The sequence below is a fragment of the Streptomyces clavuligerus genome (assembly GCF_005519465.1).
Lineage (GTDB): Bacteria > Actinomycetota > Actinomycetes > Streptomycetales > Streptomycetaceae > Streptomyces > Streptomyces clavuligerus.
The window spans coordinates 1,725,487-1,740,044 of the sequence record NZ_CP027858.1 but is presented as its reverse complement, the minus strand read 5'-3'; the positions used below and the strand labels follow the sequence as shown (position 1 = coordinate 1,740,044).

General features: G+C 70.9%; 10 protein-coding genes and 1 pseudogene. 6 read left to right on the top strand and 5 right to left on the bottom strand.

Annotated features, from left to right (window positions below; genetic code table 11):
* The first annotated feature begins 4 nt into the window (after positions 1–4).
* The gene (locus CRV15_RS06885) at positions 5–319 is read left to right on the top strand and encodes a hypothetical protein (RefSeq protein WP_003961886.1); all 315 of its coding nucleotides are present in this window, start codon (positions 5–7) and stop codon (positions 317–319) included.
* Positions 320–381: 62 nt separating this feature from the next.
* Here the strand turns inward: CRV15_RS06885 and CRV15_RS06880 are convergent, their stop codons facing one another.
* Positions 382–1,467, bottom strand: a complete 1,086-nt coding sequence (locus tag CRV15_RS06880) for a helix-turn-helix domain-containing protein (RefSeq protein ID WP_003961887.1) — start codon at positions 1,465–1,467, stop codon at positions 382–384.
* Positions 1,468–1,894: 427 nt separating this feature from the next.
* On the opposite strand from CRV15_RS06880, the gene CRV15_RS36605 reads away from it, so the two are divergent.
* Together CRV15_RS36605 and CRV15_RS06870 are read left to right on the top strand one after the other, a co-directional pair.
* Positions 1,895–2,203: a hypothetical protein gene (locus CRV15_RS36605; protein WP_003952366.1), complete on the top strand. Its 309-nt coding sequence runs from the start codon at positions 1,895–1,897 to the stop codon at positions 2,201–2,203.
* 76 nt (positions 2,204–2,279) lie between these two features.
* Positions 2,280–3,292 (top strand): annotated as a pseudogene (locus CRV15_RS06870) (hypothetical protein).
* A gap of 187 nt (positions 3,293–3,479) precedes the next feature.
* Here the strand turns inward: CRV15_RS06870 and hemC are convergent.
* The 3 genes from hemC to CRV15_RS06855 form a co-directional block, all read right to left on the bottom strand.
* A complete protein-coding gene (gene hemC, locus CRV15_RS06865) occupies positions 3,480–4,469 on the bottom strand; it encodes a hydroxymethylbilane synthase (RefSeq protein WP_003952364.1) in 990 nt (329 codons plus the stop codon).
* 461 nt (positions 4,470–4,930) lie between these two features.
* Positions 4,931–5,608, bottom strand: a complete 678-nt coding sequence (locus CRV15_RS06860; RefSeq protein ID WP_003961890.1) for a response regulator — start codon at positions 5,606–5,608, stop codon at positions 4,931–4,933.
* A 26-nt stretch (positions 5,609–5,634) separates the two neighbouring features.
* Positions 5,635–7,260 (bottom strand): sensor histidine kinase, encoded by a 1,626-nt coding sequence (locus CRV15_RS06855; RefSeq protein ID WP_003952362.1) that lies wholly within the window; start codon positions 7,258–7,260, stop codon positions 5,635–5,637.
* Positions 7,261–7,395: 135 nt separating this feature from the next.
* Between CRV15_RS06855 and CRV15_RS06850 the strand changes: the two genes are divergently transcribed.
* The 3 genes from CRV15_RS06850 to CRV15_RS06840 all read left to right on the top strand — a co-directional run bounded on the left by CRV15_RS06850 (position 7,396) and on the right by CRV15_RS06840 (position 12,118).
* Positions 7,396–8,787 (top strand): C4-dicarboxylate transporter DctA, encoded by a 1,392-nt coding sequence (locus CRV15_RS06850; RefSeq protein WP_003952361.1) that lies wholly within the window; start codon positions 7,396–7,398, stop codon positions 8,785–8,787.
* Between the two features lie 482 nt (positions 8,788–9,269).
* Positions 9,270–9,668: a hypothetical protein gene (locus tag CRV15_RS06845; protein WP_003952360.1), complete on the top strand. Its 399-nt coding sequence runs from the start codon at positions 9,270–9,272 to the stop codon at positions 9,666–9,668.
* 179 nt (positions 9,669–9,847) lie between these two features.
* The gene (locus CRV15_RS06840; RefSeq protein WP_029183051.1) at positions 9,848–12,118 is read left to right on the top strand and encodes a HelD family protein; all 2,271 of its coding nucleotides are present in this window, start codon (positions 9,848–9,850) and stop codon (positions 12,116–12,118) included.
* 18 nt (positions 12,119–12,136) lie between these two features.
* Here the strand turns inward: CRV15_RS06840 and glgB are convergent, their stop codons facing one another.
* Entirely contained in the window at positions 12,137–14,389 is a 2,253-nt protein-coding gene (glgB, locus tag CRV15_RS06835) for a 1,4-alpha-glucan branching enzyme (protein ID WP_003961893.1), read from the bottom strand.
* Positions 14,390–14,558 lie beyond the last annotated feature (169 nt).

Here is a 14,558-nt window from a genome sequence, read left to right as displayed (position 1 = left end):
AACTGTGCGTAACTGGTACTTCAGCCTGGTTCTTCAGAACGCTCTCACCGAAGAGCAGGACGACAGGCTGGTGGAGTTGGCCGGCTTCCATGACGGCCGCATCCACCTGGAGGAAGGCCCCGGCGATTCCCGGTTCACCTGCTCGTTCGAGGCCGAGACCCTGACGGGGGCCATCGCCGACGCCCTCGCCCGTTTCCAGGACCTTCCCGGTGTCCTTGTCCGCAGCGTCGAACTGGACGAGATCGCCCTGGAGGAGAACGGGATGGCGACCCCGTCCGTCGTCAGGCTGCCGCCGCTGGAGGAGGACCCGGCGGCGTGACACCGGCAGGTGGCCCCCGCTTCCTCTGGCCGAGGTGAGCGGGGCCGCTGCGTGGCGTGTGGCTACTGGGGGAGAAGGCTGTGCGCGGTGTCCTTGAGCCAAGAGGGGCCGTCGCGGTCGATAACACGCAGCATCCGGCGGATACGAAGCTGTGTGCGTGTAGTTGTCACGTACGGTAGCGGGCCGAGGTGGTCAACGATGATCGACTCAGTATCCCGCCACGCCCCCGCCAGCGCGGCTGCCTCCGCCAGTACGGATGCGTAGCTCTTCCGGCGACTGTTTCTCGGGCTGCTGTGCAGCGAGCGGTCCAGTCCTGACTGAAGGTGCGGCAAGGCGGCGGGGGCGTCTCCGGCGTCAACCAGCAGCATGCCCTGGTGCACCGCGATCTCAGCTTCGTCGATCCACCATGTCCACATAGGGTCACGATCGGATCCGGAATCCTGAAGTGCTCCGTTTGCACGCTCCATGACTGCGGAGGCACGTGTGAGATCGCCTGTGATGGCCAGGGCCCGTGCTTGCCTCACCCTGGCCATGAGCGCCACTCGATGAGGGACGCGGGGCACTGTGAGCAGCCGGTCGGCGAGCGCCATGGCTTCTCCGGGCCGCTCGGCTGTCACAGCGGCCATGGCCAGCAGGTCGAGACAGAAGTGCTCCATGCCTTGATCCCTGGCCGTCTGAGCCAGCATCAGCGCCTCCAGGAGCGCGGCACGCGCGGCATCGGGGCGGCATGCTTCATGCAGCAGCCATCCGGCGACTTCAGCGGCTTCAGCCGTTGCCGCGACGTAGGACCGGTCGTCCATGGGCATGTCCCGTACGGCCGACTTCCATACCTGCACAGCCGCGTCAACCACATGATCGGCACCGAATTCACGGTCATGGTGCAGCAGCGGGGCCAACGAAGTTCGGATGTGTTCAGCGGCGTCGCTGGCGCGTTCTTCGGACTCCTGTTCCAGAAGTGAGGCCAGCGCTCCGTCAGTGCCCAGGACGGAGTCGAGAGCCAGTGCGAGAGTCGCTGACGGATCTTGTCTTCCATTGAGCACTCTGGACAGGTAGGCCACATCAAAATGTGCTTCCTTGGCGGTCGCCCGCATGCTGAGTCCCCGGTTGGCCATTGCATTCCGTACTGCGTCTGCGAATCTGACGAGCATGAACACCTCAGTTGACTCCCGTTGACTGCTGGCTGGCTCCAGAGTAGTCAACAGCAGTCAACTACCGCACGTTCACGATGAGTTATTTCATGGAGGGGGTGGAGAACACGAAAACCACCCTGCCAGACAGGAAAGGCATTCCGTGCGACCTCGGAAGTCCAAGCGCTCCTTGGTGAGCGCACTGGTGATGATCTCTCTGTGGGCCATCGCCTTAGGGACGTTCGCCTCGGGGATCGCGAGGGAACTGGAAGGGCTCCGGCTCCCCGTCTAGAGACTCCGCCCCTGCCGGGTCGTCCGCATCCATTTCCCCCGCGGCGGGCCCCGGCAGGGGCGGGCACTCCCCTGTACCGACAGCAAAGCGCCCCGACAGACCGTTGCGACCGGTCCATCGGGGCTTCCGCCGATCAGCTTCAAGGAGCTGAACGACATGCGCGATCGTATCGCCTGTGCCCTCACGCGGGTACTGCGTCTCTTACTCCCGGCCCGGGGGCGCCACCGCACCACTGCACCACCCACCGCCCCTGTCGTGCCCGTCCCCGAACCTGTCCCCGTGTCGCCGTGGACACGTCCTTGGACAGGGCCCAGCAGTGCCACAGCTCGCGCGATCTTCACCGCGCCGGAGACGCGGGGGCTCACGCTGGAACAGCGGGAGCGCTTCTACGCGACCGCGTGGGCGGAGCTGGGGCGTGACTACCCTCACGCCGCCGCCTCGGGTGAGACCAGCACACTCCGTTGACGCGGCAACGGTTCGCGAGCCGCGTAGGACAGTCCAGAAACAGCACACCAGTGGCCCCGGGCAGCCATCAGACCCGATGGGAGCCTCCAGGGCCGCATGGCCGAAGGGATGCACCATGAGCCGTGTCGAGTCATCACACGTTCAGTCACCGGTCAGGGCGACCAGCCCGTTACGCACCCGCCGTGCCGTCCGGCACCTGTTGGAATCACAGACCCTCTCACCTGCCGATCTGGGTATGGTGCTGTTGGTTACTGTGGAGCCCGCCGACCGGCCCATGCCGACAGTGACCGTCGCAGAGATTCCCGCTGTGGTCCGCGAGGCCGCGCGGCTCGGCATCCGTTCGGTGAAGCTGTTCGCGGAATCCACTGAGAGGGACACTCTCGGAGAAGTCGCCTTGGCAGAGGACTCTTTGATGTCCCGTGCCATCCACGCGTGCAAAGACACCGAGCCTGCCCTCGCGGTCATGACAGAAACATGCCTGTGCTCGTACACACCCGATGGGCTCTGCTATCTCACAGACCGGCGCGGACGCCCCGACATCAAAGCGACTGTGTGGGCGACCGCTGCGCAGGCGCTCGCCCACGCGGAAGCAGGGGCGGACATCGTCGGTCCCGCGTCGATGGTCCTTGGCACCGTGAGGGCCGCGCGCAAAGCGCTGGACGAGACCGGACATGAAGGGGGCGGCATCATGCCCCACGTCATCTTCTGGTCCAGCCTGTACGGCGCGTTCCGCGAAACGATGGGGCCACCCCGAAAGCGGGGCTCGACCGAGAATTTCAGATCAACCCTGGTCGGGCCGATCAGTTCGTCGACACGGCCTTGCAGATGGAAGCGGACGGAGCGGACATGGTCTTGCTGGAGCCCGCGCAGTTCACCTCGGATGTGCTCACCACCCTGCGGACACAGACCCGGGTACCGTTGTTCCCTTTCTCCGTGTCGGGCGAGTACCTGACCCTCACCCACGTGGACCCGGACACCGGACAGCGGGACGTACGGCTGCTGGTCGAGCTGTTCACCATGCTGAAACGGGCGGGGGCATCCGCGAGCCTGACGTATGCGGCGCTCGACATCGCCCGCCGGGTCGCCTAGCTAGGTATTGTCCGACGAATCGATGCCTCCAGCATCTGGTTGGGCCCAGAACTCCTTAGCCACGAGCAGCCTCGTTCCCTACAGTGCCGAAGGCATGACGGCACTCGATTCCTTCACCTAGGCATGCAGGCGAACCCGAACCGCCGGCCACCGTCTGGCGCAGCTTTAAAGACGACCGCCCCTACCTCTACGACCTCCTGGCCCTCGACCCCGAGGCGTGATCCGCCGGATAGTGCCTGGACCCGTGAGTAGAACGGACTCTGTCAAGGATCGCGTGCGCGCCCCGGTCGATGAGGAGTGCGGCCAGGGACGCGCCGAGCTTTTCCGGCTCCGTCGCCGGGCCGGTCAGCGTCCCTGCCACCCGTTCGCGTCCGTCCAGCGATGTGACCTGGCCCGCGAGGGAGAGTTCCCCGTTCGGCAGGGGCTCGGCGTACGCGCCCACGGGCACGCTGCACCCGCCGTGCAGCTCGGCGAGCAGCGCGCGCTCGGCCCGCACCGCGGCGTCGGCGGACGCGTCCCCGACCGTGGACAGAAGGTCCCGCAAGGGGGCCGAGTGATCGTCCGTGCGGACCTGAATCCCCAGCGCGCCCTGTCCGGGGCTCGGTGGGAACAGATCGAGCGGCAGCACGTCCCCGATCGCGTCGTCCAGCCCCAGCCGACGGAGACCGGCCACCGCGAGGACCACCGCGTCGAGCCCCATGGTCTCGATCTTCTTGAGGCGGGGTGGGACGTTGCCCCGGATCGGGACCACAACGAGATCGGGGCGCACCGCGAGGAGCTGTGCGACACGGCGCGGGGCGCCCGTGCCGACCCGGGCCCCCTTCCGGAGGCCCGCGAGAGTGGACCCGCACAGTGCGTCGCGTACGTCCTCGCGTCCGGGCGGGGGCAGCAACACGAGACCGGCGGGGTTCGCTGTGGGGAGGTCTTTCAGCGAGTGGACGACGACGTCGACGTCGCCCCGGGAGAGCGCGGCTTCCTGCGCGCTGCTGAACGCCGATCCTCCGTTGACGGCGGACACGGCGGACAGCGTCGATGTGCGGTCCCGGTCTCCCCCCTCCAGGATCACCCGATGAGTAAAGGTGATCTCGGGGAACCGTTCGCGCAGGGGGCGCAGGTATTCACGTACCTGTGCCTTGGCCAGATTGCTCGCGCGCGAGCCGACGAAGTATGTCGCCACAGTGACCCCCATTCCACCGCCTGACAGGGCGTTACAAGGCTATGAGTCCCGTACATGTGCTCATGCAGACATGCGGTCGGGAACGACCGGCCGTCCCGCACCCGGGTGGGCCGTCTGCCCGTGGTGGGGGGTGCAGGGTCGTCCCCGGAAGGGACCGGCGGACGTTGACCCGCCTCTGGACATCGGACGTCCGGTCTGCCGGCCCTGAGGAGTCGAGCCCGGAGGCCCCCACCCCCGCACCACACGGTCGACCCGAGCAAAATCAAGCCCGTCCGGCGCTTGAGGACGGACCCCGCGTCCAACGCAAAGCCCGACGCGTAAGCGGACGGACCCCCGCACGGCCCCGTCGTCGGGGGCCAGCCCCCGAACCCCCGCTCCTCAATCGCCGGAGGGGCTTGATTGTGCGCGGGCCAATCTCCCCCAGAGGGGGCACCCCCACGAGGCTGAATGTTCAGCCCCCGTCATTTCTTCGGCAGCCACCGATACTGCAACTCCGGCCGCCCGATCTGCCCATACTGCGGACTCCGCCCCGCCCGCCCCTCCATGACGAGGTGCTCCAGATACCGCCGCGCCGTGATCCGCGAGATACCGACCGCCGCCCCCGCCTCCGCCGCGGTGAGCCCCGTGGGCGCCTCCCGGAGGGTGCGGGTCACCGATTCGAGGGTGGGGCCGCTGAGGCCCTTGGGGAGGGCGCCGCCCTGGGGGGCGCGCAGGGCGGCCAGGGCGCGGTCGACCTCGTCCTGGCCGCTGGCCTCGCCGACCGCCGCGCGGAACTCCGCGTACCGGCCCAGTCGGTCCCGCAGTGTCGCGAAGGTGAAGGGTTTCAGCACGTACTGCACCACACCGAGCGACACCCCCTCCCGCACCACGGCGAGATCCCGCGCCGAGGTCACGGCGATGACATCCGCCAGGTGCCCGGCGGCCCGCAGTGAGCGTACGAGCTGGAGGCCGTGGCCGTCCGGGAGGTACAGGTCCAGCAGCAGCAGATCCACCCGGGTCCGCTCCAGCATCCGCACCGCCCCCGCGCGGGAGTGCGCGACCCCGGCGACGGTGAAGCCGGGCACCCGGCCGACGTACAGCGCGTGCGCGTCCGCCGCGACCGGGTCGTCCTCCACCACGAGGACCTGAATCGTGTCCATGCCCGTACCCGTCCCCGTACCCGTGCTCACGCGGTGACCTCCGTCCGCAGCGGCAGCCGCACGGTGAACTCCGCGCCGCCGTCGGGCCCCTCGGCCAGGACCACCGTGCCGCCGCCCCGGTGCACCGCCTGCCGGACCAGCGCCAGTCCGAGGCCCCGGTGCGAGCCGTGTGTGGACCAGCCCCGGCGGAAGACCTCGTCGGCGCGGGCCGGGTCGATGCCCGCGCCCGTGTCGTACACCCGTATCAGCAGCTCGTCGGCGTCGGTGTCGGCCCGTGCGGTCACGGTGACCCGCGGGCGCGCGGGCCGGTCCGCGCCGTCCTCCGGCGGCGGGGACGACGCGGCGTCCACCGCGTTGTCGACGAGGTTGCCGAGGATGGTCACGAGGTCGCGCGAGGGCAGCGACGGCGGCAGCACCCCGTCGTCGATCCTGCTGTCCTCGGCGAGCACCAGCTCCACCCCGTGCTCGTTGGCCTGCGCCGCCTTCCCGAGCAGCAGCGCGGCGAGGACCGGCTCGCCCACCGAGCCGACGACCCGGTCGGTCAGCTCCTGCGCCAGCTCCAGCTCGGCCGTGGCGAAGTCGACGGCCTCGGGCACCCGGCCCAGCTCGATCAGGGAGACCACGGTGTGCAGCCGGTTCGCCGCCTCGTGCGCCTGGGAGCGCAGCGCCTGGCTGAACCCCCGTTCCGAGTCCAGCTCCCCGAGGAGGGCCTGGAGTTCGGTGTGGTCCCGCAGGGTCACCACCGTGCCGCGCTGCTCCCCGCCGACGACGGGGCTGGTGTTCACGACGACGACCCGGTCCGCGGTGAGATGGACCTCGTCCACCCGGGGCTCGGACGCGAGCAGCGCCCCGGTGAGCGCGGGCGGCAGCCCCAGCCCGGCCACGGGCCGCCCCACCGCGTTCTCGCCGAGGCCCAGCAGCTCCCGCGCGGCGTCGTTGACGAGGGCGATCCTGCGCCGCCCGTCCAGCATCAGCAGCCCCTCGCGCACCGCGTGCAGCGCTGCCTCGTGGTAGTCGTGCATCCGGCTCAGCTCGCTCGCGTTCATGCCCTTGGTGTGCCGGCGCAGCCGGGCGTTGATGACATAGGTGCCGACTCCGCCCACGACGAGGGCCGCCCCGGAGAACAGCAGCAGCGCGGTGAGCTGTTTGCGGGCTTGCTCACTGATCTCCCCGATGGTGATCCCGGCGCTGACCAGGGCGACGATCCGGCCGTCGGCCGAGTGCACGGGGACGACGGTGCGGACCGAGGGGCCGAGCACCCCGAGGTGCTTCTCGCTCTGGGTCCTCCCGGTCCGCGCCCGGTCGATGTGGCCGAGGTACTTCCGGCCGATCTCCTCGGGCTCCGGGTGGGTCCAGCGGGTGCCGTCCGGGGACATCACCACGATGAAGTTGACGCCCGCCGCCCGGCGCAGCCCCTCCGTATAGGGCTGGAGCCGGGCGCTGGGGTCCGCGGTGAGCGCGGCGTCCACCACGGAGGGGGAGCGGGCCACGGCGGTCGCGGTGGCCGTCGACTGGAGCCGCGCGGTCTCCTCCGCCTGGGAGCGGTCGGTGGCGTAGGTGAAATAGGCGCACCCCGACACGATCGCGGTGACCAGGACGACCTGCATCGCGAAGAGCTGTCCCGCCAGGCTGCGGGGTCGGGGTGTGCGCATGGCTCAAGTCTGCCTTCAGGAATTCGTATGAACGAAACGTACGCAAGGGTGACCGGGGTCACAGGGTGGTGGATAGTCACGGAAATCCGGGCCGACGCCCGGACTGTGTTGTGGAACGTTTCGAGGAGGAACCCCGTGGCTGCTGAGGCAGGCAGAAGGGACCGTACGCACTACCTGTACATCGCCGTGATCGCGGCGGTGGTGCTCGGTATCACAGTGGGCTTCGTGGCGCCCGGAGTCGCGGTGGAGCTGAAGCCCATTGGCACGGGGTTCGTGAACCTCATCAAGATGATGATCTCCCCGGTCATCTTCTGCACCATCGTGCTGGGTATCGGTTCGGTGCGGAAGGCCGCCAAGGTGGGCGCGGTCGGCGGGCTGGCGCTGGGCTACTTTCTGGCCATGTCGACCGTGGCGCTCGCCATCGGTCTGCTCGTCGGCAATCTGATCGAGCCGGGCTCCGGTCTCCAGATCACCGAGGCCACGAAGGAGGCGAGCGACAAGGCCGCCGCCAACGCGGGCGGTGAGTCCACGGCGGACTTCCTGCTCGGCATGATCCCGACCACCATGGTCTCCGCCTTCACCGAGGGCAAGGTGCTCCAGACCCTGGTGGTGGCGCTGATGGCCGGATTCGCGCTCCAGGCGATGGGCGCGTCGGGCGAGCCGATCCTGCGCGGGATCGGGCACATCCAGCGGCTGGTCTTCCGCATCCTGGGAATGATCATGTGGGTCGCCCCGGTCGGCGCGTTCGGCGCGATCGCCGCGGTGGTCGGCGAGACCGGGATCGACGCGCTGAAGTCGCTCGCCGTGATCATGATCGGTTTCTATGTCACCTGCGCGCTCTTCGTCTTCGTGGTGCTCGGCGGACTGCTGCGCCTGGTCGCCGGAATGAATCTCCTCTCCCTGCTGAAGTATCTGGGCCGGGAATTCCTGCTGATTCTCTCCACCTCCTCCTCCGAGTCGGCCCTGCCGCGGCTGATCGCGAAGCTGGAGCACATGGGCGTCAGCAAGCCCGTGGTCGGCATCACCGTCCCCACCGGCTATTCGTTCAACCTCGACGGCACGGCGATCTATCTGACGATGGCCTCGCTCTTCATCGCCAACGCGCTCGGCGACCCGCTCAGCGCCTCCGAGCAGATCTCGCTGCTCGTCTTCATGATCATCGCTTCGAAGGGTGCCGCCGGGGTCACCGGCGCCGGTCTCGCCACGCTGGCGGGCGGCCTCCAGTCGCACAAGCCCGAGCTGGTCGACGGCGTGGGCCTGATCGTCGGCATCGACCGCTTCATGAGCGAGGCGCGGGCGCTGACCAACTTCGCGGGCAACGCGGTGGCCACCGTCCTCGTCGGCGTCTGGACCAAGGAGATCGACCGGGACCGGGCCCGCGAGGTGCTCGCCGGGCGGATTCCGTTCGACGAGCGGACCCTGCTGGACGACGGGCACGGCGGCCCGGCCCCGGCGCCGGAGGCCGAGGAGTCGCCGGCGCGCGCCCCGGAGGCCCGCAAGGGCGCCGACCTGGAGAAGACCTCCTGATCCCCTGATCCCCCTGCCCCTCTGATCCTCTGCTCCTCCGTCCCCTGGACCCTGTCCTTCGGGACCCGTGGCCACGCGGTGAGCTTCCCCCTCCGCATCCGCGGCGCCGACGCGCCCGCTCCGTTGCGGCACCCGTGACCACGGCGCAGAAGCCGCGCCCACCCTCCGCAGACTTTCCCCCATGGCGGAGGGCGGGCGCGGCATCGTCGTTCCCGGGCCGCGACGCGCGGTGCCGCTGTACGGACCGGGTCGGCGCTCGGCCCGTTCCGGCCGCTCGGGGTGCCCGGTTGGCCCGGCGACCCGGGCAGAACCAGCGACTCATCCGCCTCATTCACCCCACCCGTCACTTCAGACAAATCCTCTGTCGTACATCTGTCCTCCGCTTGCCTGAACGAGTTCGGCCACGGGCATATGTCAGTCCGTCTTGGTACAACGTCGCCACGGACGGAACGCAGCAGCCGACGACCAGTTGAGGAGGCCCGGTGGGAACCTGGGGCAGTGGGAACTTCGAGAGCGATACGGCCGCCGACCACCTCTCGGTCGTCACCGCCCGGTTGGTCTCCGAGGTGGCCGAGGCCATGGCCGGTGACCCTGTGGGGCTGGAGCCGGACGAGTACTGGGGCACGGCCGTCCCCTGCAATCTGGAGCTGCTGCACCTGATCGCCGCTCAGGGGCATGTCGGGGCCGAACTGCCGAAGGCCGCCGTGGTCGAGGCGTGGAAGCGGACATTCATGGCGGTGTGGGAGCGGTCCATAGACGACCTGGAGCCGTCGCAGGACTTCAAGGAGCGGCGCCGGGCCCTGCTGTTGGAGACCTTCGACCGGGTCGCGGCGGTGGCCAGGGAGCGGGCGGGGCGGCCGGGGGCGGCGCCCGCCTGGTGACCGTCCCGGTGGTCTCCCGGGCATGAAAAAACCCCGGCCGTCTTGACGGTCGGGGGACTTCTCCGCGTATATTAAACGTTTCCCAATGCGCCTGTAAGAGTGCATAGCGAAACCAACAATCTCACCTTATCGCGGCAGGAGTCGAATTGTCAACCGATCCCTTGCGGGCCACGGAGGAATTGCGGGAGGAGCAGGAATACGTCTCCCTTCTCCACGACCGTCTCGACACCCTCCGGAACGAGGCCGAACGCGATGTCGCCCGTGCGGTCCGCCCCCAGGGCACCGGCCATCAGGCCCGGGTCGAACGCGATGTGGGCGTGGCGGAGCGGACCGACCGCCTCGCCGCGCTCGACGCCGTCGGCTCCGGGCTCTGCTTCGGCCGGATCGATCTGCGCGACGGCACCCGCCACCACATCGGCCGCGCGGGCATCCGCGAGGACGACGCCGAGCGCACCCCGCTCCTCGTCGACTGGCGCGCCCCCGTGGCCCGGCCCTTCTACCTCGCCACCGGCCATGAACCCATGGGGCTGCGCAGGCGGCGGCACATCAGCACCGAGGGCCGCACCGTCACCGCGCTCCACGACGAGATCCTCGACCTGGACGACGCCACCCGCACCGGACACGAGGACCCCGGCGGCGACGCCGTGCTGCTGGCCGCGCTCGGCGCCGCCCGCACCGGCCGGATGACCGACATCGTCCGCACCATCCAGGCCGAGCAGGACCGCATCATCCGCGCGCCCCGCCAGGGCATCCTCGTGGTCGAGGGCGGCCCCGGCACCGGCAAGACCGCCGTCGCCCTGCACCGCGCCGCCTATCTCCTCTACGAGCACCGCGAGCAACTGGCCCGGCGCGCCGTGCTGATCGTCGGCCCCAACCCCGCCTTCCTCGGCTACATCGGCGAGGTGCTGCCCTCCCTGGGTGAGACCGGGGTCCTGCTCGCCACCGTCGGCGAGCTGTTCCCCGGCGTCCGGGCCACGGGCACCGACACCCCCGCAGCGGCCGAGGTCAAGGGCCGGGCCGCGATGGCCGACGTGCTCGCCCGCGCCGTCCACGACCGGCAGCGGCTCCCCGAGGCCCTGCCCGACCGCGACTTCGAGGGCGAGAGCGCCGTACCGGAACCCGCCCTGGAGATCGACCACGACACCTGCGGCCCGCTGTGGCTGCACCGCGAGATGGCGCACGCGGCCCGGGACCGGGCCAGGGCCACCGGCCTGCCGCACAACCTCGCCCGCCCGCACTTCGCCTTCCACGTCATCGACGCGCTCACCGCCCAGCTCGCCGACCGGCTCGGCGCCGACCCCTACGGCGGGCCCAACCTCCTCGGGCCCGACGACATCGCCCAGCTCGGCAAGGAGATCGCCACCAGCGGCGCGGTGCACGCCGCCATCGACGAGCTGTGGCCGTCCCTCACCCCCGAGGAGTTCCTCGCGGACTTCCTCGCCGGGCCCGAGCGGCAGCTCCCCGAGCACGAGGCCGCGCCGATCCGCCGCGACGGCGGCCCCTGGACCCCCGCCGACGTGCCCCTCCTCGACGAGGCGGCCGAACTCCTCGGGGTGGACGACAGCGCCGAGCAGGCCGCGGCCGAGGCGCGCCGCCAGGAGGAGATCGCCTACGCGCAGGGTGTGCTGGACCTCTCCCAGGGCTCGGAGAGCTTCGAGTTCGAGGGCGAGGAGTCCGAGATCCTGGCCGCGCACGACGTCATCGACGCCGAGCGGATGGCGGAGCGCCAGGAGGAGGCCGACCGCCGCAGCGCCGCCGAACGCGCCGCCGCCGACCGCACCTGGGCCTTCGGGCACATCATCGTGGACGAGGCGCAGGAGCTGTCCGCGATGGCCTGGCGGCTGCTGATGCGCCGCTGTCCCAGCCGTTCCATGACCCTGGTGGGCGACCCCGCGCAGACCGGCGACCCGGCCGGGCTCGGCTCCTGGGAGCGCATCCTCGGCCCGTACGCGGGCGACCGCTGGCAGCTCGTCCGGCTGGGGGTCAACTACCGCACCCCCGCCGAGATCATGGAGCGGGCCGCCGCCGTCCGCCGGGCCGCCGACCCCCGTTTCGAGCCGCCGCGCTCGGTGCGTTCGACAGGGGTGGAGCCGTGGACGGTGCGGACCGGCGACCCGGCCCGCGCGGTCCGTGAGGCCGTCGCCCGGGAGTCCGCCCGCGGGCCCGGCGGCGCGGGCGCGGGCCAGGACTGGACGCCGGGCCGGATCGCGGTCATCGCCCCGCGCGAACTCCACGGCGCCCTGGGCGAGATCGCCCCACCGGGCCCCGTCGACCTCACCCGCCCCGTGGTGCTCCTCGACCCCCGGGAGGCCAAGGGTCTGGAGTTCGACACCGTGATCGTGGTCGAACCCGCCCGCTTCGGCGCCAGCGATCTCTATGTGGCGCTGACGCGGGCCACCCAGCGGCTGGGCGTCGTCCACCGGGACGCGCTGCCCGCCGGGCTCGGCTGAGCGGCCCGCCCCGGGGCCTCACTCCGGCCGCAGCCACACCGTCGCCAGCGGGGGCAGCGTCAGCACCAGCGACGCCCCCCGGCCGTGCGAGGGCTCCGGCTCCGCCTTGAGCTGGTCCGGGTTGCCCACCGCGCTGCCCCCGTACCGCGCCGCGTCCGTGTTCAGCACCTCCGTCCACAGCCCCGACGCCGTGTCCGGCACGCCGAGCCGGTAGCCGGTCCGCACCACCGGGGAGAAGTTGCTCACCGCGAGCAGCGGCTCCCCGTCCCCGGCGAATCGCAGGAAGGCGAAGACGTTGTCGTCGGCCGCGCCCCCGTCCACCCAGGCGAACCCCTCCGGGACGCAGTCCCGCTCCCACAGGGCCGGGGTGGCGCGGTAGACGGTGTTCAGCTCGCGGACCAGCAGCCGCACCCCCCGGTGGTCGGGCTCGGCGGCGTACGAGGGGTCGAGCAGCCACCAGTCCGGGCCGTGCGCCTGGGACCACTCCGCGCCCTGCGCGAACTCCTGCCCCATGAAGAGGAGCTGCTTTCCCGGGTGGGCCCACATGAAACCCAGATAGGCCCGGTGGTCCGCGCGCCGCTGCCACCAGTCGCCCGGCATCTTCCCCACCAGCGAGCGCTTCCCGTGCACCACCTCGTCGTGCGAGATCGGCAGCAGGTAGTTCTCGCTGTACGCGTACACCATGGAGAAGGTCATCTCGTGGTGGTGGTACTTGCGGTGCACCGGCTCGTGCGTCATGTAGCCGAGGGAGTCATGCATCCAGCCCATGTTCCACTTCAGCCCGAAGCCGAGGCCGCCGAAGCCGCCCGCGCCCACATGGTGGGTGGCCCGGGTGACCCCGTCCCAGGCGGTGGACTCCTCCGCGATCGTCACCACCCCCGGGCAGCGCCGGTAGACGGTGGCGTTCATCTCCTGGAGGAACGCCACCGCGTCCAGGTTCTCCCGGCCGCCGTGCTCGTTGGGCGTCCAGCCGCCGTGCTCCCGCGAGTAGTCCAGATAGAGCATCGAGGCGACGGCGTCCACCCGCAGCCCGTCGATGTGGAACTCCTCGCACCAGTAGACCGCGTTGGCCACCAGGAAGTTCCGCACCTCGGCCCGGCCGTAGTCGAACTCCAGCGTCCCCCAGTCGGGGTGGTCGGCCCGGGAGGGGTCGCCGGGCTCGTACAGCGGACGGCCGTCGAAGGCGGCGAGCGCCCACGCGTCGCGCGGGAAGTGGGCGGGCACCCAGTCCAGGATCACCCCGATGCCCTCCCGGTGCAGGGCGTCGACGAGGTACCGGAAGTCGTCGGGAGTGCCCATCCGGGCCGTGGGCGCGTAGAAGCCGGTGACCTGGTAACCCCAGGAGCCGCCGAAGGGGTGCTCCGCGATCGGCATGAACTCCACATGGGTGAAGCCGAGGTCGCGCACATAGGCCGGGAGCTGCTCGGCGAGCTGGCGGTAGCTCAGCCCCGGGCGCCAGGACGGCAGATGCACCTCGTACACCGAGAAGGGCGCCTCGTGCACGGGGCGCTCGCCCCGGCGGGCCAGCCAGTCGGCGTCCTGCCAGCGGTACCGCGAGGAGGTCACGACGGACGCGGTGGCCGGGGGCACCTCGGTGCGCCGGGCCATCGGGTCGGCGCGCAGCGTGGCGGTGCCGTCGGGGCCGGTGACCTGGAACTTGTAGAGCGTTCCCGCGCCGACGCCCGGGACGAACAGCTCCCACACGCCCGAGGCGCCCAGCGAGCGCAGGGGGTGGGCGGTGGTGTCCCAGTGGCAGAAGTCGCCGGTGAGCCGGACCCCGCGCGCGTTGGGGGCCCATAGGGTGAACCGGGTGCCGGGGACGCCCTGGTGCGTCATCGGGTGGGCGCCGAGCGCCCGCCACAGCTCCTCGTGGCGGCCCTCGCGGATCAGATGGAGGTCGAGGTCGCCGAGGGTGGGGAGGAAGCGGTACGGGTCATGGGTCTCGAACTCCGTCTCCCGTTCCGCCCCCGGCTCCGGGTCGCCTGCCGGGCCGTAGGTGACGAGCAGCCGGTGGTGGTCGTCCTCGGCGAGCCGCGGCAGCACCCCGGCGAACAGCCCGTCGCCCTCGGGGAGCAGCGCGGTGCGTCCGCCGCCGGCCCTGTCACCGGCCTTGCCGCCGGTCTCGCCGCCGGTTCCGTCGCCGGTGAGGACGGTCACCCGGCGGGCGTGCGGGCGCAGGGCGCGTACCAGCGTCCCGCCGGGGACCGGGTGGGCGCCGAGCAGGCTGTGCGGGTCGTGGTGGACGCCGCTCAGCAGCCGTTCCCGGTCCATGGGTTCCAGCGGCGGCGCGGGCCGTGCGGCCGGTGGCTCCGGAGGAACGGGGACGGGAACGGAGACGGGGCGGGGGTCCGGTCCGCGGGAGGATCGGCGGCCACGGGAGCGGGGCGGGGGGCGGTCGGTCACCGGAACGGCTCTCCTCGGGGATGTCGCGGAACGGGGA

Excerpts from the sequence above, each read along its gene's own strand:
- CRV15_RS06880 (WP_003961887.1), bottom strand. The coding sequence starts at position 1,467 with ATGCTCGTCAGATTCGCAGACGCAGTACGGAATGCAATGGCCAACCGG.
- CRV15_RS36605 (WP_003952366.1), top strand. The coding sequence starts at position 1,895 with ATGCGCGATCGTATCGCCTGTGCCCTCACGCGGGTACTGCGTCTCTTA.
- CRV15_RS06860 (WP_003961890.1), bottom strand. The coding sequence starts at position 5,608 with ATGGACACGATTCAGGTCCTCGTGGTGGAGGACGACCCGGTCGCGGCG.
- CRV15_RS06855 (WP_003952362.1), bottom strand. The coding sequence starts at position 7,260 with ATGCGCACACCCCGACCCCGCAGCCTGGCGGGACAGCTCTTCGCGATG.
- glgB (WP_003961893.1), bottom strand. The coding sequence starts at position 14,389 with ATGGACCGGGAACGGCTGCTGAGCGGCGTCCACCACGACCCGCACAGC.